Origin of the sequence: Chromobacterium alticapitis (assembly GCF_002924365.1) — a bacterium.
Classification (GTDB): domain Bacteria; phylum Pseudomonadota; class Gammaproteobacteria; order Burkholderiales; family Chromobacteriaceae; genus Chromobacterium; species Chromobacterium alticapitis.
The window spans coordinates 76,582-97,047 of the sequence record NZ_PQWB01000017.1 but is presented as its reverse complement, the minus strand read 5'-3'; the positions used below and the strand labels follow the sequence as shown (position 1 = coordinate 97,047).

Genomic DNA, 20,466 nt, shown 5'->3' with positions numbered 1-20,466 from the left:
TCTTATTGCGTTGGCAAGATTTAGAATACCCATTTTATCCGAACACGAGGGCGATGCGATGCGTACTTGGATGTGTCTGATCTGCGGTTTCATCTACGACGAGGCCACCGGCCGACCGGAAGACGGCATTCCGCCGAACACCCGCTGGGAGGACCTGCCGCCCAACTGGACCTGTCCGGATTGCGACGCGCGCAAGGACGACTTCCAGATGGTGGAAATCTGACCGGGCAAACATGATGCGCAATCGTTGGAAACGCTGGCTGGGCGGCGCGCTGTTGGCCGCTGGCCTGGCTGCCTGCGCCCAGGTGGCCACCACCTCGGGCGGCGCCGTCGGCGTCAACCGCGGCCAGAGCATGCTGCTGTCCAGCCAGGAAGTAGAGCAGATGTCGGCCCAGGCCTATGCGCAGCAGCTGCAGCAGGCGCGCGCGGCGGGCAAGCTCAATGTCGATCCGCCGCTGACGGCGCGGGTGCGCCGCGTCTCGCAGCGGCTGATCGCCCAAACCCCGGCCTTCCGCCCGGACGCCCGCGCCTGGCGCTGGGAAGTGAACGTGCTCTCCACCGACGACATGAACGCCTACGCCATGGCCGGCGGCAAGATCATGGTCTACACAGGCCTGATCCAACAGCTCAAGCTCAGCGACGCCGAACTGGCGGCGGTGATCGGCCACGAGATTTCGCACGCGCTGCGCGAGCACACGCGCGAGAACATGAGCCAGGCCTATGTGCAGCAGGCCGGGCTGTCCCTGCTTGGCGCGCTAGCCGGCCTCAACGCGGACCAGATGAAGCTGGCCTCGCTGGTGACGGACGTGACGCTGAACAAGCCGCATAGCCGGACGATGGAATCCGAGGCCGACATCATGGGCCTGGAGCTGATGGCCCGCGCCGGCTACGACCCGAACGCCGCAGTCAACGTCTGGCAGAAGATGCAGGCGGCCGGCAACGGCAACGACCTGGAATTCCTGTCCACCCACCCGTCCGGCCCCACCCGCATCCGCGACCTGCAGGCCCGCATCCCGCAGGTCTGGCCGCTATACCAGGCCGCACCCAGGAAAGGCTGAGCCATGCCATTGCCCGCCGCCGTGCTCGACGACCTGCTGGCCTACGCCTGCGCCCTGCCCGGCGCCAGCTTCGACGTCAAATGGGGCAGCGAGCGCGTAGCCAGCATAGGCGGAAAAATGTTCCTGCTGTGCGGTGGCGGCGCGCTCAGTTATAAGGTGGCCGACGAGGATTTCCTGATGCTGTCCGGCCTGCCCGGCGCGCGGCCGGCGCCTTATCTGGCCCGCGCGCGCTGGATACAGGTGAGCGACACCGAAGCGCTGTCGCCCGATGAGCTGCGCCAGGGCATCGCGCGCTCGCGCGAACTGGTTTTGCGGAAACTACCCAAGGCTTTGCGCGGTCAATATGGGGAGCAGGCGTGAGCCTCTGTCCCATCGCCGCGGTGCGGATCCACGTCTCGGACTGGCGCGCCGGCTTGAACGGGTATCAACAAGCCTTCCCTCCGGCCCGCCGAGTGGCATTGTCCGCATTCGACTTCGCCTGCCTGGCGCTGGACGGCGTGCGGCGGGAAATCGTCCAGGCCGACGCCAAGGCAGCCAGCGGTGCGGCCGGCAGCGTGGTGTATTGGCGATGCGACGATCTAGACCATCGCGCCGCGCAATTGGCCGCGCTGGGCGCCGCCCGGTACTGAGGTCCGATGGACATCGAAATGGGACAGCGCATGTGCCAAATGCGCGCCCCTTGGGGCAATCTGATCGGCCTGCGCAGTTTTCCGCCACCTCATGGATAAAGCCATAGTGACTTACCTGTATCTCAAAGCGTTTCACATCTTCTTCGTCGTCTCCTGGTTCGCCGGCCTGTTCTACCTGCCGCGGCTGTTCGTCAACCTGGCCCAGGCCGGCCATCCGATGGAATACGACCGCCTGCTGCTGATGGCGAGGAAACTGCTGCGCTTCATGACGCCGCTGGCCGCGCTGGCCATCGCTTGCGGCCTGTGGCTGTGGCTGGGTTTCGGCATCGCCGGCGGCTGGCTGCACGCCAAGCTGGCGCTGGTGGCGCTGCTCATGGCCTACCACGGCTATTGCGCCAGGCTGTACGCCGACTTCGCCGCGCGCCGCAACCGCAAGAGCCACGTCTGGTTCCGCGTGTTCAACGAGCTGCCGGTGTTCGCGCTGCTGGCCATCGTGATCCTAGTGGTCGTCAAGCCATTCTGAGCCGGGAGACGCGCATGAAAATCCCATTAGCCGCCAGCTTGATGCTGGCAACCGCTTTCGCGACGGCCGCGACTCGCCCTGCCGCCCCGCCGCATCCGGCTGCGCTGCGGCTCAGCGTGGAACGCGACGGCGAGGCGCTGAAGCCGCTGACGCTGTGCCTGGCCGCCGACGGCCGCTTCGCCGGCGCCGTCTACGAGGCGGCCGCCACCTTGTCGGTGTCCGGCCGCCTGCAGGCTGATCGCGGCCTGAGCCGGCCGCTGCTGAGCGTCAAGCTGGACTGGCGCGACGGCGCCTCCAGCCGGAAACTGGACAGCCAGCTCGCGCTGGAAGACAGCAGAATGCTGCTGGGCGGCTTGCAGTTGCAGGTTCACCCTTATAGCGAGGCCTCCGGCGTGGAGCCGCAGCTAAGCAGCCTGACCTTTTACCTGGAGCCGTTGGCGGCTTGCCCGCCGCCGGCTCCGCAACCGTAATTCAGATAAAGGATAGTGCGATGGCACTGGAAATCGAACGCCGATTCCGGGTGAGCGGCGACGCCTGGCGCGGCCTGGCGCCGGGCGTGCAATACCGCCAGGGCTACCTGTCGGTGGAGAAGGAACGCACCGTGCGCGTGCGCGTGGTGGGCCAGCAGGCCTGGCTGACGCTGAAGGGCAATATCAGCGACGTCACGCGCCATGAATTCGAATATGAAATCCCGCTGGCCGACGCGCAAACCATCATGGGCGCGATGTGCCCCATGGTGGTGGACAAGCTGCGCCACCGCATCGAGCGCGGCGGCTTCGTCTGGGAAGTGGATGAATTCTTCGGCGACAACGCCGGCCTGGTGCTGGCCGAGATCGAACTGCCGAGCGAGGACACCCCGTTCGACAAGCCGGCCTGGCTGGGCGAGGAAGTCACCCATGACGGCCGTTTCACCAACGCCTACTTGTCCAAGCATCCGTTTACGCGCTGGTGAGCGCCGCCCCCCTCTCCCCTTGCGGGAGAGGGGCCAGGGGAGGGGGCAAACCCGCTTATCCACAACCACCCCATATTCCCGATTTTATCCACACCCCGCCCATCCCGCCCGCCACTCGGGTAAAATGGCCGCATCACGGCGGCCCCGCTCCGCGCCGCCGCGCCTTCATACTCCGCGGCTGACGCCGCCAGACAAGGAAAAACCATGTCCCGCAATCTGGAACTGTTTGAACGTGGCAAAAAAGTGATCCCCGGCGGCGTCAACTCGCCGGTGCGCGCCTTTGGCCAAGTCGGCGGCACGCCGCGCTTCGTCGCCCGCGCCGAAGGCGCTTACTTTTGGGACGCCGACGGCAAACAGTATCTGGACTACGTCGGCTCCTGGGGCCCGGCCATCGTCGGCCACGCTCATCCGGACGTGGTGAAGGCGGTGCAGGACGCCGCCGTGGGCGGCCTGTCCTTCGGCGCGCCGACCGAGGGCGAAGTGGTGATCGCCGAGGAAATCTGCAAACTGCTGCCCTCCGTCGAGCAGGTCCGCCTGGTGTCGTCCGGCACCGAGGCGACCATGACCGCCATCCGCCTGGCGCGGGGCTTCACCGGCCGCGACCTGATCGTCAAATTCGAAGGCTGCTACCACGGCCATTCCGACAGCCTGCTGGTCAAGGCCGGCTCCGGCCTGCTGACCTTCGGCAACCCCTCGTCCGGCGGCGTGCCAGCCGATTTCACCAAGCACACGCTGGTGCTGCAGTACAACGACGTGGAACAGCTGGCGCGCACCTTCGCCGAGATCGGCGACCAGATCGCCTGCGTCATCCTGGAGCCCATCGCCGGCAATATGAATCTGATCCAGCCGTCGCAAGAGTTCGTCCAGGCGCTGCGCGGCCTGACGGAAAAACACGGCGCGGTGCTGATCTACGACGAAGTGATGACCGGTTTCCGCGTGGCCAAGGGCTGCGCCCAGGGCCTGCACGGCATCACGCCGGACCTGACCACGCTGGGCAAGGTGGTGGGCGGCGGCATGCCGCTGGCGGCCTTCGGCGGCCGCGCCGACATCATGGGCAAGATCGCGCCGCTGGGCACGGTCTATCAGGCCGGCACCCTGTCCGGCAACCCGCTGTCCGTCGCCGCCGGTCTCGCCACGCTAAAGCTGATCCAGCAACCGGGCTTCTATGAAACGCTGGGCAACCGCACCGCCCGCCTGGCCCAGGGCCTGGCGGAAGAGGCGATGAAAGCCGGCGTCACGCTGTCCACCGACAGCGTGGGCGGCATGTTCGGCTTCTACTTCAGCGACAAGGCGCCCAAGTCCTATGCCGAGGCCACCGGCTGCGACATCGAACGCTTCAAGCGCTTCTTCCACGCCATGCTGGACGAGGGCATCTACTTCGCGCCTTCGGCTTACGAGGCCGGCTTCGTCTCCATCGCCCACACCGATGCAATGATCGAGCAGACCATCGCCGCCGCCGGCCGCGCGTTCGCCCGCGTCGCGGGCTGAGTCCGCCCGGTCCGCCGCGCGGACCTCTGGCATAATGGCCGTCCGACATTTGTCCGACGGCCTTTTTCATGCCCGATCATTCGCTTACCGCCCGCTTCGACGCCCTCGGCGAAATCCAGCAAGCGGTTCTGTTTGCCCTGCTGATGTCGCTGGCCGGCCGCAACAAAACCGCCCTGCTCGCCATTCTTAAAAGCCTGGGCCTGCGCGCCAGCGCCACCCGCCAGCTCGATAACGCCTCGCTGGCCGGCCCCCTGGACGAACTGCTGGCGCAGGATTGGCTGAGCCTGAGCCAGGCCGGTCTGTACCGCTTGCGGCGCCGGCATCACAACGAGGCCTTGCTTGGCCTGTGGCGGAGCGGCGCGCTTGGCCGTTGGAAAAGCGGATTCCAGGCCTACCTGGATAGCCAGCGACGCGGCTGGGGTTCGCCCGGGCCGGAGAGCTGCCCGCTGGAGCTGTGGCAGGCGCTGCTGGAGGGCGACGTCGAGACCCTGATGCGCTGGCTGCCGACATGGGAGTCCCACAATCAGATGAAGCAATATCCGCCGCTGGCGGAGTTGCTGCTGGCCGACGATGCCGGCCGCCAGCTGTTGGAAACGCTGCCGGCTATCACCCAGACCGCCTTGCTCCTCCCCCTGCTGCTGCGCCAGAGCTGGGACATGCAAGCCGTCGCGCCGGCCTACCAATACGCCGTCGGCAAATTCGAGACGACGTTTCAAGACATGCTGCCGCTGCAAGACGCCGCCGGCCTGCTGGCGATCTGGCGCGGCGAGCTGGATTTGCTTGGCGAAATCTGCCCGGAGGGCCTGGCACTGACGCCGGCCGTCATCTTGTCCCTGATGCAGGGCCAGGTTGACGAGGCCCTGCAAGCCATAGAATCCTGGATCAGCCAGGTTCGCGCGCAAACCCGCAAGCGCAAGCTGGAGCTGCCGCCGGACCTCAATCTGCTGTACGCGCTGGCGCTGGTGGCCAAGGACGACATCGCCGGCAACAAGACCCTTGCCCAGCTGATCAAGCACGGCATGCAGCATCAATACGGCGAGGCCTATCCGCTGTTGCAGCGCCTGCAATCGCAGAGCGAAGGCAACGGCAATGTGACGCTGGACCACCTGCCGCGCCTGCGCGGCCTGGACGGCCTGGCCTGCGCCGCGCTGCGCTACTGGCTGGACGATACGGGCGCGCGCTCGCCGCAATGGGAAGACGCGCTGCGAACCTTCGCCGCCCAGCTGCGCCGCGACGGCTACGAGCTGGCGGTCCAGGAAATCGACGCGCTGATGGAGGCGCAGTTCGGCCAGCCGCGCGCGCTGCCGGACTGGCACCAGCAGCGCAAGCTGACGCCCTGGTTCCAACTGCACCAGAAGCAGGAAGCCTGGCAGCATGCGCTGAACGCCCTAGCCTTGCTGGGCAAGCCGGCCGAGAAACCGGACAAGCCGGCGGCGGAATCTCGATTGGCCTGGCTGCTGGCCTTGGGCCGCGGCGGTCCGACGCTGGAACCGCGCGAACAGAAACTGTCCGCCAAAGGCCAATGGAGCAAGGGCCGCGCCGTGGCGCTCAAGCGTCTGCGCGAGGAAACCGACAGCTTCGACTACCTGCTGGAGCAGGATAAGCAGGTCATCAGCCACATCCGGCAAGACTACGACTACTACTACGGCGGCGCCCACTACGCGCTGGACAGCGAGCCCGCGCTGCCCGCGCTGGCGGGCCACCCGGCGGTGTATTGGGCCGATGCGCCGGACACGCGGCTGGACGTGGCCATAGCCGAGGTCGCGCTGCAGCTGAAAGAGGCCGCCGGCCAGATCCGGCTGCGCATGCTGCCGGCCCAGATCCGGCCCGACAGCGCCCTGGTCTGGGAAAAGGAAACGCCCACCCGGCTCTTGGTCTACCCCGTCAGCGACGAAGCGCGGCAAATCGCCGCCATCGTCGGCAAAGAACTGTGCATTCCCCAACAGGGCAAAAGCCAGTTGATCCACGCCATCAGCGGCATCGCCCCGCTGCTGCCCATACACTCCGACCTGCCGGAGCTGGCCGCCCACATCGACAGCGTGCCGGCCGACGGCAAGCTGTACGCCCACCTGCTGCCGCTGGACGAGGGCCTGCGCCTGCAACTGCTGGTGCGGCCCTTGCCCGGCGGCGGCTGGCAGCAACCGGGCCGCGGCATGGAAAACGTGCTGGGCGAACAAGACGGCAGGCCGGTGCAAGCGATGCGCAACCTCAAGGCGGAAAAGGCGGCGCTGAAGACGGTGGAAGCAGCCTGCCCAGCCCTGCTACTGGCAGACAGCGATGGCCGCGAATGGCAACTGGACGACCCGCAGGCCGCGCTGGAAATGCTCAGCCAGTTGCATGCCGTAGACCGCGACATGCTGGAATGCGTGTGGCCGGAAGGCGAGCGCATGCGCATCCAGGGCCGGCGCGAACTCGACGGCATGCGCTTCTCCCTGCAATCGCGCGGCGGCTGGTTCGAGCTGGCCGGCGAAGTGACGCTGGACGACGGCGCGGTGCTGCAGCTGCGCCAGTTGCTGCAACTGATCCGCCACAGCCGCGGCCGCTTCGTCAAACTGGGCGAGGGCGACTGGCTGGCGCTGGGCGAAAGCCTGCGCCGCCGCCTGGAGCAATTGGCCCTGCTGGCCGACGGCGACGGCGAGCGCGGCGTGCGCCTGCATGCGCTGACCGCGCCGCTGCTGGCCGAACTGCAAACCGAAGCCGGCGCCTTCGAGGCGGACCAGGACTGGCAGCAGCAACAGCAAAGGCTGGCATCGCTGCGCGACTGGCGCCCGGCCCTTCCCTCCACCCTGCAAGCCGAGCTGCGCGACTACCAGCTGGAAGGCTACCACTGGCTGTCGCGGCTGGCGCGCTGGGGCGTGGGCGCCTGCCTGGCCGACGACATGGGCCTGGGCAAAACGGTGCAAACCCTGGCGTTGCTGCTGGAGCGCGCGCCTAGCGGACCGCAGCTGGTAGTGGCGCCGACTTCGGTCGCCATGAACTGGCTGGCGGAAACCGCCCGCTTCGCGCCCACCCTGAAAGTACGGGCCTACCAGCAAACCCGCGACCTGTCCGGGCTGGGCCCCTTCGACCTGGTGGTGGTCAGCTACGGCCTGCTGCAGCAAGAGGCGGAGGCGTTCGCCGCCCAGCATTGGCGCAGCGCGGTGCTGGACGAGGCGCAGGCGATCAAGAACGCGCAGACCAAACGCTCGCAGGCCGCCATGGCGCTGAACGCCGACTTCCGGCTGGCGGTCAGCGGCACGCCGCTGGAAAACCATCTGGGCGAGCTGTGGAACCTGTTCCGCTTCCTCAACCCGGGCCTCTTGGGCAGCCAGGACGGCTTCAGCCAGCGCTTCGCCGCGCCGATAGAAAACGGCGACGCCGCCGCGCGCAAGGCGCTCAAGGCGCTGATCCAGCCCTTCATCCTGCGCCGCAACAAAAACCAGGTGCTGGACGAATTGCCGCCGCGCACCGAGATCACCCACAAAGTGGCCTTGAGCCGCGACGAAATGCATCTGTACGAAGCCCTGCGCCAGGAGGCCGTGGACAAGCTGGCCGCCCTGCCCGGCGAGGACAGCCAGCCGCTGCAGGTGCTGGCCGAAATCACCCGTCTGCGCCGTTTCTGCTGCCACCCCAAACTGGCGCTGAAAGACAGCGAGCTGCCGGGCAGCAAGCTGGCCGCCTGCGCCGAGATCATAGAAGAACTGCTGGAAAACAAGCACAAGGCGCTGATCTTCAGCCAGTTCGTCGACCACCTGGCCATCGTGCGCGAATACCTGGACCGCCGCGGCATCGCCTATCAATACCTGGACGGCGCCACCAGCGCCAAGCAGCGCAAGACCCGCATCGACGCCTTCCAGGCAGGCGAAGGCGACATCTTCCTGATCAGCCTGAAAGCCGGCGGCACCGGCCTCAACCTCACTGCCGCCGACTACGTCATTCACCTGGACCCCTGGTGGAACCCGGCAGTGGAAGACCAGGCGTCGGACCGCGCCCACCGCATGGGCCAGCAAAGACCGGTGACGGTGTACCGGCTGGTGGCGGAACACACCATAGAGGAACAGATCGTCGCCTTGCACGCCAAGAAGCGGGATCTGGCCGACAGCCTGCTGGAAGGCGGCGAAGTCAGCGCCAAGCTGGACGCCGACGCGCTGCTGGCGCTGCTGAAAGGAGACGCCGGCCTGTGAGCGACGCCCTCCGCCTGCTCTGGCGCATCAAGCTTGCCGACTCCGGCGTCCAGCTGCAGCCGCTGCTGCAAAACGCCGGTCCGGACGGCTGGAGCCGCGGCCGCGCCTGCTCGCTGGCCAGCCTGCTGCAAGACCAGGCTGGCGCGGTGCGGCCGCATGACCTGCCGCTGCTGAAGCCGCTGCTGGCGCTATGGCAGGCGCACGACGGCGACGCCGGCCTGATCGACGCCGCGCCGCTGCTGCCGGCGCTGATCGGCCACCCGCTGCTGTTCGACGCCGACGCGCCGGCGCGGCGCATCCGCGTCGAAGCCGGCCAAGCGGCGCTGCAACTGGAGCGCGTCGGCGCCGAGCTGCGATTGAAGCTGCTGCCGGAAGGCCTGGCCAGCTGCGGCGGCCTGCTATGGCAGCGGCCGCAGCCGGAGCGGCTGCTGGTCTACCAGCTGACCGATGAGCTGAAGGCGCTGGCAGATCTGGTAGGCCATGGCCTGGCCGTGCCGTGGCAGGCTCGGCAGCGCGTGCTGGAGGCGATACGCGAAGTCGCGCCCGACTTGCCGCTGGTGGACGCCAGCCCGCAATTCGATCCCGCCCAGCCCTGCGAGGCCGCCGATCCCGCCCTGTACGCCTTGCTGACCCGCCAGCCGGAAGGCCTGCGGCTGCAGCTCAAGGTCAAGCCGCACCCGGCCGCCGCCTGGAGCGCGCCGGGACGCGGCGCGGCCGGGCTGGTGCTGGACATAGACGATGCCTACCACCAATTCGCGCGCGATCTGGCCGAGGAAGCGCGCCGGCTGCGCGCGCTGCGCGAGGCCTGCCCGGCAATAGGCCGCGGCCAGCGCGATGGCGACGGCTGGCTGTTTGCCGATCAGCACTCGGCGCTATCGCTGTTGTCGCAATTGCAGGCGGCCGGCGAAGGCCGCGTGACCTGCCTGTGGCCCCAAGGCGACAAGATCCGCCTGGCCGCCGCCGAAGGCATGCCGCAGCTCAAGCTGAAAGTGAAGCGGCGCGGCGGCTGGCTGCAGGCCGAGGGCGAGCTGGAACTGGACGATGGCCGCATCCTGACCCTGCGTCACCTACTGGCGGCGCTGGCCAGCCAGAAAGGCAAGTATCTGCAATTGTCCGATGGCGACTGGCTGGCGCTGTCCGGCAGCCTGCAGCAGCATTTGGGCGAATTGGCCAGAATGATAGATCACGCCGGCCCGGACGGGCTGGCCATCAGCCCCCTGGCCGGCCCGCGCTTGCAAGCGCTGGGCGAGGAAGCCGGCCAGTTCGACGGTGACGCCGGCTGGCAACAGCAGGCGGCGCGCTGGCGCGAGGCGGCCGTGTTTAAACCGCAGGTGCCACCCACTCTCCACGCCACCTTGCGGCCTTACCAGTTGCAGGGTTTCGCCTGGATGGCGCGGCTGGCGCACTGGGGAGTCGGCGCTTGCCTGGCCGACGACATGGGCTTGGGCAAGACGGTGCAGACGCTGTCCTTGTTGCTGACCCGCGCCCATCTGGGCCCGCAGCTGGCGGTGGCGCCGACTTCGGTGGCGCTGAACTGGCTGGCCGAGGCCGCCCGCTTCGCGCCCAGCCTGCGGCTGCGCGCCTACCATCAGCAGCGCCGGCTGGACGACGTCGGCCCGGGCGATCTGGTGATCGTCAGCTACGGCCTGCTGCAGCGCGAGGCCGAGGCGTTTGGCGAAGTGCATTGGGCGTCAGTGGTGCTGGACGAGGCGCAGGCGATCAAGAACCCGCAGAGCCAGCGCGCCCAGGTGGCGCAAAGCCTGCGCGCCGATTTCCGCCTGGCGGCCAGCGGCACCCCGGTGGAAAACCATCTGGGCGAACTGTGGAGCCTGTTCCGCTTCATCGCGCCGGGCCTGCTCGGCAATCTGGCGCAGTTCGAGCAGCGCTACGCCCAGCCGATCGCCGACGGCGACGAGACCGCGCGCGCGCAGCTGAAAGCGTTGATCCAGCCCTATCTGCTCCGCCGCACCAAGCGCGAGGTGCTGACCGAGCTGCCGCCCAAGACCGAGACCACGCGCTTGATCGAGCTGTCGGAGCAGGAGCGCCACGTCTACGAAGCGATGCGGCAGGAGGCCCTGGCCCGGGTGGCGGAGGCCGATCCGGCCGCCGGCGGTCAGAGCATGCAGGCGCTGGCGGAGCTGACCCGTTTGCGCCGCTTCTGCTGCCATCCCAAGCTTACCCAGCCCGACAGCGCGCTGCCGGCCAGCAAGCTGGCGGCCTTCGCCGAGATCTGCGAGGAGCTGCTGGACAATGGGCACAAGGCGCTGGTGTTCAGCCAGTTTGTCGACCACCTGGCGCTGGCGGCCGAGCACCTGAAGCAGCAAGGCGTCCGCTTCCATTATCTGGACGGCAGCACGCCGACCAAGCAGCGCAAGGCCAGCATGGACGCGTTCCAGGCCGGCGACGGCGACATGTTCCTGATCAGCCTGAAGGCCGGCGGCACCGGCCTCAACCTCACCGCCGCCGACTATGTCATCCACCTGGATCCGTGGTGGAACCCGGCGGTGGAAGACCAGGCCTCCGACCGCGCCTACCGCATGGGCCAGCAGCGGCCGGTGACGGTGTACCGGCTGGTGGCTGCCGGCACCATAGAAGAAAAAATCGTCGAGCTGCACCGCGACAAGCGCGCGCTGGCCGACAGCCTGCTGTCCGGCGGCGACGCCAGCGCCCGGCTGGACGGCGCGGCGCTGCTCGCCTTGCTGCGAGGCGCTTCGGCTTGATCGCGCCCATCAACGCATCTGGCAAATGGCCGCCTTGGGAGTCACCGCTCTCGTCGCCCTCCCCGCGCCGCGCGCCGCCAGCCAAGCGCCCAGGCTGACGCAAACCAAGCCCACCGCCAGGTAGCCGGTCAGCGCTTCGCCCAGAATCGGCACCGCCAGCAAGCCCGCCAAAATGGGAATCAGCGCGAACAGGGCGCTGACGCGAACCGTGCCCAGGATGGCGCTGGCGCGCAGATACAGCAGCATGGCGCAGATGGCCGCGCCCGCGCCCTGGTACAAGGCCTGGAACACCAGCGCGCCCCACGGCGCCTCCGCCAGATGCTTGGGCAACAGCAGGACATAAATCGGCAAATACAACATCGCGGCCATGATGGTGATGGCGCGGGTCAGCGGCCAGGGCTGGAAGCCCCAGCGCCGCGCCAACACGCCAAAGCTGGCCCAGCTCAGCGACGCCAGCAACAGCAGCGCGTCGCCGGGCAAGGCATGGCCGCCGGCTTCGCCGAACATGGGTATGGCGCTGATGAGAAGCCCCAGCGCGATCAAGGCGAATCCCCGCAGCTTATGACGCTGCAGCGATTCGCCGGCGAACAGCCAGGCGAACACCGCCGCCAGGAAAGGCTGCAAGCCGGGCAACAGCAGCCCGCCATGCGCCGCCGGCGCGTATTTGAATCCGCAATAAGCGAAAATGCTGACGCCGAGGCCGCCCAGCGCGGTCAATAGCCAGATTCTGGCGTCGCGCAGCGAGCCGGCCGGCAGGCCGCCGGCAAACAGCAAGACCAGCGCGGCGGTGCCCACGCGCAGCGCCAGCACGTCAGTGCCGGCCAGCGCGCCTTTGCCGGCGATGCGCGACACGATGTTGAAGCCGGTCCAGATGGCGACGGCGCCGAAAGCCGCCAAATAGCCTTGACGCAGAGAGTCAGCAGACATATCGGTTCTCCGATGGTGGATAAACCGATGCTAGCCCGCGCCATCATTCTTTAAAAATGAATTATTATGATAAAAATCATCACAAAGAGAGAATGATGGAGCTAGACGAACTGCGCATCTTCCAGGCTGTGCTGCAGGAGGAAAGCGTCACCCGCGCCGCCCAGCGGCTGCATCGCGTGCAATCCAACGTCACCACGCGGCTGCGCCAGCTCGAGGACAAGCTGGGCGTGGCGCTGTTCCTGCGCGAGGGCAAGCGGCTGATCCCCACCGACGCCGCCTGGCGGCTGGGCGACTACGCCGAGCGCCTGCTGGCGCTGTCCGAGGAGGCCGGCCAGGCCGTGGCCGACGGCGAGCCGCGCGGGCGGCTGCGCCTGGGGTCGATGGAAAGCACGGCGGGCGCCCGATTGGCCCCGCCTCTCGCCGCCTATCACCGCCGCTATCCCGAAGTGCAGCTGGAACTGCAAACCGGCGTCTCCCGCGACCTGATTCTCGCCGTGCGCGAAGGCAAGCTGGACGCGGCGCTGGTCAGCGGCGCCTTCGGCGACGAACGGCTGGAGGAAGTCCCGGTATTCGAGGAAACCATGGTGCTGATCGCCGCTGCCGGCCGCGACGCTCTGACGCTGGAGCGGCTGGCCGACTCCACCTTGCTGGCCTTCGGCAACGGTTGCGCCTACCGCCAGCGGCTGGAATTCTGGCTACAAGAGCAAGGCCTGCAGCCGCGCCGCATCGTGGAAATGGGCTCCTACCACGCCATGCTCGGTTGCGTCGCCTGCGGCATGGGCCTGGCCATGTTGCCGCAGAGCCTGCTGGACAGCATGCCGCTGCTGGCGGCCCAGGTGTCGATCCATCCGCTGCCGGACGATTTGCGGCTATCCCGGACCATGCTGGTGCGGCGCCGCGGCGTGCGCCACCCCGCGCTGGACGCCTTGCTGGACACGCTGCGACCGGCCGGCGACGCCGCGCTTGCGCCGGCGCAAGCGCCGTCCATTCCAGCCCGCGGCGCGATGCACTAAGATGGTCAGCCTAAGGAGGAATTCATGACGCTGAACCTTGCCGACATCCGCTTGGAATACTCGAAAAAAGAACTGTCGCCCGAAGACTGCCTGCCTGACCCGGTCGCCCAGTTTGAAATCTGGCTCAACGAAGCCATCTCCGCCCAAGTGCACGAGCCCACCGCCATGAATCTGGCCGCGGTCGGCGCCGATGGCCGCCCCTCTTCGCGCATCGTGCTGCTCAAGGGCGTGGAGGAAGGACAGCTGCTGTTCTACACCAATTACCTGAGCCGCAAGGGACAGGCGCTGGACGCCAACCCCTATGTGGCGATCACCTTCTTCTGGCCGGAGCTGGAACGCCAGGTGCGCATCGAGGGCAAGGCCTGCCGCGTGGCCCCCGAGGTGTCCGACGCCTATTTCGCCAGCCGGCCCTACACCAGCCGCCTGGGCGCCTGGGCCAGCGAGCAGAGCAGCGAAATCTCCTCCAAGGCCGTGCTGGTGACGCGCGCCGCGATGTACGGCGCCCGCCATCCGATCAACGTGCCGCGCCCGCCGCACTGGGGCGGCTACGCCGTGGTGCCGGACCGGGTGGAATTCTGGCAGGGCCGCCCCAGCCGCCTGCATGACCGCGTGCAGTACGCGCTGCGCGAAAACGGCGGCTGGCTGCTGTCCCGGCTGGCGCCCTGACATCCGGATGTCCACCATGCAGGGCCGGCGACAGCCAGTCCTGCCCCGGCTCTCCGCCACCCGACCGGCCAGTGTCATATTTTTACAAAAAATTGCCCGTAATAGAAACGAAATGCGAATTATTCGTTAATTTCCATTTAGCCACCACCACTCGCCAACCATGGGATGCCTTGCCAGGCAATAGATCCCGCTCAATCAAGCCATACATAGGCATGCACAACTGCCCCAAAGATCAGATGCATCTCCAGCTGAAAAATCCAATACCTAACTTATGCATTTGGGATTGAACGGGTCAGGATACTAGCTTTACCTTTTGTCCCGATCGAGCCGACCGCCTGGCAGGGCGCCGGCCGATCCCCTCTCTCCCAAGGCTGCCGCGCAGACGCGGCCCGGACCTGCACAACCGGGTGGCGAAAGATGCCGCGGAGCCATGCGCACGGCCGCGACAGACGACCGGCGGCTCAATTTGGCTCAGCCTAATCCTTCTCCTTTTCTCCCGCGCCGGGAGAACGACAACCCGTCCGGCCCCGTCCCGCTGCCCGTAGCCGCCGGCCATCCGCCGACGGCGTATCGCGAGGCGCACCCCGCCTCGCCATGTCTACATTTGGAGTTACGTGATGAGAAAACAGCAACTGATGCTGCGTGGTCTGGTCCTGTCCGCCCTGGCTGTCTTCAGCGCCGCCGCCATGGCCGCCGAACGCATAGACCTGGAAAAAATGGGCAAACTGCAAGCCGACAGCGCCGCGGCGTTCACCGGCGTCAACCAGGCCGACCTGAAGCCCCTGCGCAGCACCCAGTTCCCCACCGGCAAGGTGGTGACCCGCTACCAGCAGTTCTATCAGGGCGTGCCGGTATGGGGCGAGGCCGTGGTCGAAGAAAAATCGGCCGCCGCGCTGAAAGCCGTTCCGGGCAAGTTGACCGGCCACTACATCGCCGGCATCCAGTCCGACCTGGCCTCGGCCAAGCCCGCGTTGAGCCGCGAACAGGCGCTGACCCAGGCCAAATCGCTGAAGGCCAATGGCCATTCCACCTACAACGAGAAGACCGAGCTGGTGGTGCGCCTGAATGAGCGCAACGTCGCCCAACTGGTCTACCTGGTGTCCTTCGTCGTCGACAACGGCAAGGAACCCAGCCGTCCGAGCTTCATCATCGACGCCAACAACGGCCAGGTGCTGAAACAATGGGAAGGCCTGAGCCATGCCGAGGCCAATGGCCCCGGCGGCAATACCAAGACTGGCAAGTACCTCTACGGCACGGACTACGGCCCGCTGATCGTCACCAGCGATTGCAAGATGGACAGCGGCAACGTGATCACCGTGAACCTGGCCGGCGGCACCGGCACCAGCACCACCCCGTACAAGTTCGCCTGCCCGACCAACACCTACAAGCTGACCAACGGCGCCTACTCGCCGCTGAACGACGCGCACTATTTCGGCAACGTGGTGTTCAACCTGTACAAGGACTGGTTCGGCCTGCGCCCGATCAACCAGAAGCTGTACATGAAGGTGCACTACGGCCGCAACTACGAAAACGCGTTCTGGGACGGCAGCGCCATGCACTTCGGCGACGGCGCCAGCACCTTCTTCCCGCTGGTCTCGCTGGACGTGTCGGCCCACGAAGTCAGCCACGGCTTCACCGAGCAGAACTCCGGCCTGGTGTATGACGGCCAGTCCGGCGGCATCAACGAGGCGTTCTCCGACATGGCCGGCGAGGCCGCCGAGTACTACATGAAGGGCAAGAACGACTTCCTGGTCGGCGCGGAAATCTTCAAGAAGACCGGCGCGCTGCGCTACTTCGCCGACCCGACCAAGGACGGCAGCTCCATCGGCAACGCCAAGGACTACTACGACGGCCTGGACGTGCACTACTCCAGCGGCGTGTACAACAAGGCGTTCTACCTGATCGCCACCAGCCCGAACTGGAACACCCGCAAGGCGTTTGAAGTCTTCGTCGACGCCAACCGCCTGTACTGGACCGCCAACGCCACCTACAACAGCGCCGCTTGCGGCGTGGCCAAGGCAGCGGACGCGCGCGGCTACAGCAGCGCCGACGTCACCAAGGCTTTCAGCGCCGTCGGCGTGACTTGCCAGTAAGTCCCGCCTGGAGCGGCCCCGCACGGGGCCGCGTCTGAATCCTCCAGGCCGGCGCCGCGGGCGCCGGCCTTCGCTCGGGAGTGCCTCACATGTTGAAACTGCGTCAAACCGCCGCGCTGGTCCTGTTGGGACTGGCCGGCGCGGCTCAGGCCCAGCCGGTCTGGATTTCGGTGGGCGATCAAGGCTACCAGTTGCTGCGCCAGCTGGACGGCGCCGTCCAAAGCCAGGAAAGCCGCAAGCTCGCGGCGGACGGCCGCCTCGCCAAGGGCGCCGCCGCTGGCGAAACCGTGCATCTGGTCAAAGTGGACGAAGCGCTGCTGCCCAAACTGTCCGACGCCATCCACGAGAATCTGCGCCATTGCGGCGGCTACATCGTGCATGGCAGCTTGAAAGAAGCCCGCGCCGCGCTGGCCGGCCCGGCCGCCCCGCTGGCGGCCCTGGCCGCGCCGAGCTACGCGATAGACAACCAGGCCGCAGTGAACAAGCTGCTGCCGCAGCTGCAGGACAGCAACATCCTCGGCACCATACAGTCGCTATCCAACTACCAGAACCGCTTCTACACCACCAGCCACGGCGTCAACGCGTCCAACTGGATCGCCAGCCAGTGGAAACAGCTGGCCGGCAACCGCGCCGACGTCACCGTCGAGCAATTCAGCCACGCCAATTGGCCGCAGAAATCGGTGATTCTGACCATCAAGGGCACGGACAACGCGGCGGAAACCATCGTGCTGGGCGGCCATCTGGACTCAACCATAGGCAGCGGCACCGGCGAGAGCAGCCGCGCGCCGGGCGCCGACGACGACGCCTCCGGCGTGGCCAGCCTGACCGAGGTGGCGCGCGTGCTGCTGGCCGGCAACTACCAACCGCGCCGCACCATCAAGTTCATGGCCTACGCGGCGGAGGAAGTGGGCCTGCGCGGCTCGGCCGACATCGCCAAACGCTTCAAGCAGCAACAAACCAAGGTGGTGGGCGCGCTGCAGCTGGACATGACCAACTACCAGGGCGACGCCGAGGACATCTTTCTGTTCACCGACTACACCAACGCCGCGCAGAACGGTTTCCTGGCCAATCTGGCCAAGGCCTATCTGCCCAGCCTGAAGCTCGGCTACAGCCAGTGCGGCTACGCCTGCTCGGACCACGCCTCGTGGAACGCGCAAGGCTATGCGGCGTCCTTCCCCTTCGAGTCCAGCTTTGACAACTCCAATCCCTATATCCACAGCCGCAACGACACCCTGGCCAGTTCCGGCAACCAGGCCAGGCACGCGCTGAAGTTCTCGCAGCTGGCGCTGGCTTACGCGGTGGAACTGGGCAGCGACGGCCCGGCGGCCAAGGCTCGCTGAGTCCCGTGTCCCGCCGCGGCGACGCTCCAGCCGCGACGGTTGTCTCCGCGCGGCGCCGGCCTCCCGGCCGGCCCGCGCTCTTTTTGCCGCTTAGCCCGTGTTGCGCAGACCGGCGGCGGTGCCGTTGATGGTCAAGTGAATGGCGTACAGCGTGTCCTCGTCGTCCGGCTCGGCGCGCAACCGCGCCAGCAGGTCCGCCTGCAACAAGCCCAGCGCGTCGAGGAAGGGCAGGCGAGACTCCAGGCTGCGGCGCAGCGTCGGGTTGCCCTCCAGCAGCTCATGCTGGCCGGTGATGGCGAAGAAGGCGTCGTGGGTCTTCTGCCATTCGCCCTCGATGAGGCCGAACAGGCGCGCCGCCAGCTCGCGGTCCGCCACCAGCTCGGAGAAGCGGCGGGCGATGCCCAGGTCGGCCTTGGCCAGCACCTGTTCCATATTGGACAGCATCACCTGGAAGAACGGCGAATGGCGGTACAGATGCTGCAGCCTGGCCAGGCCCGCGTCGCCATGCTTTTGCACATAGGCCGCCACCGCCGAACCCACCCCGAACCAGCCCGGCAACATCAGCCGCGACTGCGACCACGAGAACACCCACGGAATGGCGCGCAGATCGCCTATGGAAGCCAGGCTCTTGCGCGAAGCCGGCCGGCTACCGATATTGAGCCGGGCGATGGCCGTCACCGGCGTCGCCTCCAGGAAGTACTGCATGAAGCCCGGCGTCTCCACCAGCGCGCGGTAGGCGGCGAAGGCGCTGGTCGACAATTCGTCCAGCAGCGCGCCATCTATCTCGCCGCCCGCCGGGTGGCCCAGGCTGGCTTCCAGCGTGGCCGCCACTAGCGCCTCCAGGTTGCGGCCGGCGATGGCCGGATCGGTATACTTGGCGGTGATGACCTCGCCCTGCTCGGTAATGCGGATGCGGCCCGCCACGCTGCCGGCCGGCTGAGCCACGATGGCCTCGTAGGACGGGCCGCCGCCGCGGCCCACCGAGCCGCCGCGGCCATGAAACAGCTGCAGCCGCGCGCCGGCGTCGGCGAATACCTTCACCAGGCGGGTTTCCGCCTGGTACAACTGCCACTGGCTGGTCAGATAGCCGCCGTCCTTATTGCTGTCGGAATAGCCCAGCATCACCTCCTGTACCCGCTGGCGGCTGTCCAGCAGCTGCTTGTACCAGGGCAGGGCGAACAGGGCGCGCATCACCGCCTCGCTGTTTTCCAGATCGGCGATGGTTTCAAACAGCGGCACCAGGTTGACGCTGGCGCGCGGCTCGCCCTTGTCCAGCCGGATCAGGCCGGCTTCCTTGCACAGCAGGGCCAGGGCCAGGATGTCGCTGACGCTGGCGCAATTGGAAATGATGCACTGGCCTATGGCCTCGACGCCGAACTCGCGCTGGATCGCCGCCGCCTCGCGGAAGATGGCCAGCTCCTTCTCGGCCTGCTCGCCGTAACGCAGATACGGCGAGAACAGCAGGCGCGGCGTGGCCAGCTCGCGGCTCAGCACCCGCACGCGCGCCGCCTCGTCCAGCGCCTGGTATTCCTCCAGGCCGGCGGCGCTGAACAGTTCGGCCACCACGCCTTCATGCACCGCCGCGTGCTGGCGCAGGTCCAGCGGCATCAGGAAAAAGCCGAACACGTCCACGGCGCGGATCAGCCGCGACAGCCGGCCCTCGGTCAGCAGCGCGCTGCCATGGGCGCGCAGCGAGGCCGACAGCGCGGCCAGATCGCGCGCCAGGCCGTGGTGGTCGCGATAAGGTTCGCGCTCGTCCCAGCGACAGGCCAGCTCCACGCCGCGCGCCCGGGCGCTGGCGCGCAGCTTGCCTTGTATCGTCGCCAGCGCGCGGCGGTAGGGCTCCTCGGCGCGGCTCACCGCCGCGTCCGGCGAATTGTCCGCCAGCGCCATCACCTCGGGACCGGCCTCCACCAGCCGCGACGACAGCGACAGCTCGCGGTACAGGCTCTTCAGCTCCTGCAGATAGTATTCGAAAGCCTGTTGCGCCTGGCGCGTCACCGCGTGGCGCAGCAGGCCGGCGTCGACATTCGGATTGCCGTCGCGGTCGCCGCCTATCCAGCTGCCGACGCGGATGAAGGACGGCAGATTGGGCTTTTCTTCCCACAGCTGGCCGATCTCGCGCTCCAGGCGCTGGTACAGCGCCGGCAGCGCCTCGAAGAAGGCCAAGGGGTGGTAGGCCACGCCGTTGCTGATTTCATCGCGCACCGTCATCTTGAAATGGCGGATTTCCGAAGTCTGCCACAGCGCCAGGATCACGCGCTTCAGCTTGGCCTCCAGCTCCTCGCGCTCCTCCGGCGTCAGGTCCGGCGCGTTCAGCTGCGATAGGAAACGGCGCACCGCGCGCTGGCCGTCCAGCACGCTCTGCCGCTGCACCTCGGTCGGGTGAGCGGTCAGGATGGCGCCCACCTGGGCATGGCTCAGCATCTGATGCAGCGCGTGGAAGCTGACGCCGTCCTGGCGCAGCTTGGCCAGCGCGCGGCCCAGGCTGCCCTGCTGCGGCGCGGAGCCTGCCTGCTGGTGGGCGCGGCGGCGGCGGTTGTGGTGCAAATCCTCGGCGATGTTGAACAGCTGGGCGTACAAGCCGCAGGCGCGCAGCAGCGAGGCCGCCGCCTGCGGCGCCAGCTGCGGCAGCGGATGGCTGCGCTCGTCGCCGCGGCGCAGCGCCACGGCCTGCACCGCGCCGGACACCAGCGCGCCCTCCTGCTCGTTGACCACTTCGGCCAGCAGCCGGTCCAGGCAGGCCAGGTCGGCCCGCAGCGGCAAATCCTTGTCTTGATCGTGCATATTATTGTCGTCCCTGTTTTTGACTCGTCAGGCATGGCCACGGCGGCCATGGCCATGCCTCACTGGTCATGGGCAAACATTCATCATAAGCAGCTTGCGCGCCGTAG

The 20,466-nt window shown here is 67.4% G+C and carries 16 protein-coding genes; 14 read left to right on the top strand and 2 right to left on the bottom strand.

All coding sequences use genetic code 11. The features are described 5' to 3' along the window. Positions 1–58: 58 nt before the first annotated feature. The 10 genes from C2I19_RS04325 (at position 59) to C2I19_RS04280 (ending at position 11,533) form a co-directional block, all read left to right on the top strand. Positions 59–223, top strand: a complete 165-nt coding sequence (locus tag C2I19_RS04325) for a rubredoxin (protein WP_103901485.1) — start codon at positions 59–61, stop codon at positions 221–223. 10 nt (positions 224–233) lie between these two features. Then, positions 234–1,058 carry a M48 family metallopeptidase gene (locus tag C2I19_RS04320; RefSeq protein ID WP_233201105.1) on the top strand — a complete coding sequence of 275 codons (825 nt, stop codon included), beginning with the start codon at positions 234–236 and terminating at the stop codon, positions 1,056–1,058. 3 nt (positions 1,059–1,061) lie between these two features. Continuing rightward, positions 1,062–1,418: an MmcQ/YjbR family DNA-binding protein gene (locus C2I19_RS04315; protein WP_103901484.1), complete on the top strand. Its 357-nt coding sequence runs from the start codon at positions 1,062–1,064 to the stop codon at positions 1,416–1,418. Then, positions 1,415–1,687, top strand: a complete 273-nt coding sequence (locus tag C2I19_RS04310; RefSeq protein ID WP_199181073.1) for a hypothetical protein — start codon at positions 1,415–1,417, stop codon at positions 1,685–1,687. The genes C2I19_RS04315 and C2I19_RS04310 overlap by 4 nt, the downstream gene beginning before the upstream one ends. A 106-nt stretch (positions 1,688–1,793) precedes the next feature. Next, entirely contained in the window at positions 1,794–2,210 is a 417-nt protein-coding gene (locus C2I19_RS04305) for a CopD family protein (protein ID WP_103901755.1), read from the top strand. Between the two features lie 14 nt (positions 2,211–2,224). After that, positions 2,225–2,680 (top strand): hypothetical protein, encoded by a 456-nt coding sequence (locus C2I19_RS04300; RefSeq protein WP_103901483.1) that lies wholly within the window; start codon positions 2,225–2,227, stop codon positions 2,678–2,680. A gap of 20 nt (positions 2,681–2,700) precedes the next feature. Next, the gene (locus tag C2I19_RS04295; RefSeq protein ID WP_103901482.1) at positions 2,701–3,162 is read left to right on the top strand and encodes a CYTH domain-containing protein; all 462 of its coding nucleotides are present in this window, start codon (positions 2,701–2,703) and stop codon (positions 3,160–3,162) included. 204 nt (positions 3,163–3,366) lie between these two features. Continuing rightward, positions 3,367–4,650, top strand: a complete 1,284-nt coding sequence (gene hemL / locus C2I19_RS04290) for a glutamate-1-semialdehyde 2,1-aminomutase (RefSeq protein ID WP_103901481.1) — start codon at positions 3,367–3,369, stop codon at positions 4,648–4,650. Positions 4,651–4,718: 68 nt separating this feature from the next. After that, a complete protein-coding gene (locus tag C2I19_RS04285; protein WP_103901480.1) occupies positions 4,719–8,813 on the top strand; it encodes a DEAD/DEAH box helicase in 4,095 nt (1,364 codons plus the stop codon). Beyond that, a complete protein-coding gene (locus C2I19_RS04280) occupies positions 8,810–11,533 on the top strand; it encodes a DEAD/DEAH box helicase (RefSeq protein WP_103901479.1) in 2,724 nt (907 codons plus the stop codon). The genes C2I19_RS04285 and C2I19_RS04280 overlap by 4 nt, the downstream gene beginning before the upstream one ends. Before the next feature lie 9 nt (positions 11,534–11,542). Here C2I19_RS04280 and C2I19_RS04275 read toward each other — a convergent pair whose 3' ends face one another. Then, the gene (locus tag C2I19_RS04275; RefSeq protein ID WP_103901478.1) at positions 11,543–12,460 is read right to left on the bottom strand and encodes a DMT family transporter; all 918 of its coding nucleotides are present in this window, start codon (positions 12,458–12,460) and stop codon (positions 11,543–11,545) included. Between the two features lie 95 nt (positions 12,461–12,555). Here C2I19_RS04275 and C2I19_RS04270 point away from each other — a divergent pair, with 95 nt between their 5' ends. The 4 genes from C2I19_RS04270 to C2I19_RS04255 all read left to right on the top strand — a co-directional run bounded on the left by C2I19_RS04270 (position 12,556) and on the right by C2I19_RS04255 (position 17,572). Then, positions 12,556–13,473 carry a LysR family transcriptional regulator gene (locus tag C2I19_RS04270; RefSeq protein ID WP_103901754.1) on the top strand — a complete coding sequence of 306 codons (918 nt, stop codon included), beginning with the start codon at positions 12,556–12,558 and terminating at the stop codon, positions 13,471–13,473. A 24-nt stretch (positions 13,474–13,497) separates the two neighbouring features. After that, positions 13,498–14,139, top strand: a complete 642-nt coding sequence (gene pdxH, locus C2I19_RS04265) for a pyridoxamine 5'-phosphate oxidase (RefSeq protein ID WP_103901477.1) — start codon at positions 13,498–13,500, stop codon at positions 14,137–14,139. A gap of 617 nt (positions 14,140–14,756) precedes the next feature. Then, positions 14,757–16,232: a M4 family metallopeptidase gene (locus tag C2I19_RS04260; RefSeq protein WP_103901476.1), complete on the top strand. Its 1,476-nt coding sequence runs from the start codon at positions 14,757–14,759 to the stop codon at positions 16,230–16,232. A gap of 89 nt (positions 16,233–16,321) precedes the next feature. After that, a complete protein-coding gene (locus C2I19_RS04255; RefSeq protein WP_103901475.1) occupies positions 16,322–17,572 on the top strand; it encodes a M28 family metallopeptidase in 1,251 nt (416 codons plus the stop codon). A gap of 90 nt (positions 17,573–17,662) precedes the next feature. Here C2I19_RS04255 and ppc read toward each other — a convergent pair whose 3' ends face one another. After that, entirely contained in the window at positions 17,663–20,359 is a 2,697-nt protein-coding gene (gene ppc, locus C2I19_RS04250) for a phosphoenolpyruvate carboxylase (protein WP_103901474.1), read from the bottom strand. Between the last annotated feature and the right edge of the window lie 107 nt (positions 20,360–20,466).

What these genes read in the sequence shown, in the direction of transcription:
- C2I19_RS04325 (WP_103901485.1), top strand. Translation starts at nt 59, where the DNA reads ATGCGTACTTGGATGTGTCTGATCTGCGGTTTCATCTACGACGAGGCC.
- C2I19_RS04320 (WP_233201105.1), top strand. Translation starts at nt 234, where the DNA reads ATGATGCGCAATCGTTGGAAACGCTGGCTGGGCGGCGCGCTGTTGGCC.
- C2I19_RS04315 (WP_103901484.1), top strand. Translation starts at nt 1,062, where the DNA reads ATGCCATTGCCCGCCGCCGTGCTCGACGACCTGCTGGCCTACGCCTGC.
- C2I19_RS04300 (WP_103901483.1), top strand. Translation starts at nt 2,225, where the DNA reads ATGAAAATCCCATTAGCCGCCAGCTTGATGCTGGCAACCGCTTTCGCG.
- C2I19_RS04295 (WP_103901482.1), top strand. Translation starts at nt 2,701, where the DNA reads ATGGCACTGGAAATCGAACGCCGATTCCGGGTGAGCGGCGACGCCTGG.
- hemL (WP_103901481.1), top strand. Translation starts at nt 3,367, where the DNA reads ATGTCCCGCAATCTGGAACTGTTTGAACGTGGCAAAAAAGTGATCCCC.
- C2I19_RS04285 (WP_103901480.1), top strand. Translation starts at nt 4,719, where the DNA reads ATGCCCGATCATTCGCTTACCGCCCGCTTCGACGCCCTCGGCGAAATC.
- C2I19_RS04275 (WP_103901478.1), bottom strand. Translation starts at nt 12,460, where the DNA reads ATGTCTGCTGACTCTCTGCGTCAAGGCTATTTGGCGGCTTTCGGCGCC.
- C2I19_RS04270 (WP_103901754.1), top strand. Translation starts at nt 12,556, where the DNA reads ATGGAGCTAGACGAACTGCGCATCTTCCAGGCTGTGCTGCAGGAGGAA.
- pdxH (WP_103901477.1), top strand. Translation starts at nt 13,498, where the DNA reads ATGACGCTGAACCTTGCCGACATCCGCTTGGAATACTCGAAAAAAGAA.
- C2I19_RS04260 (WP_103901476.1), top strand. Translation starts at nt 14,757, where the DNA reads ATGAGAAAACAGCAACTGATGCTGCGTGGTCTGGTCCTGTCCGCCCTG.
- C2I19_RS04255 (WP_103901475.1), top strand. Translation starts at nt 16,322, where the DNA reads ATGTTGAAACTGCGTCAAACCGCCGCGCTGGTCCTGTTGGGACTGGCC.
- ppc (WP_103901474.1), bottom strand. Translation starts at nt 20,359, where the DNA reads ATGCACGATCAAGACAAGGATTTGCCGCTGCGGGCCGACCTGGCCTGC.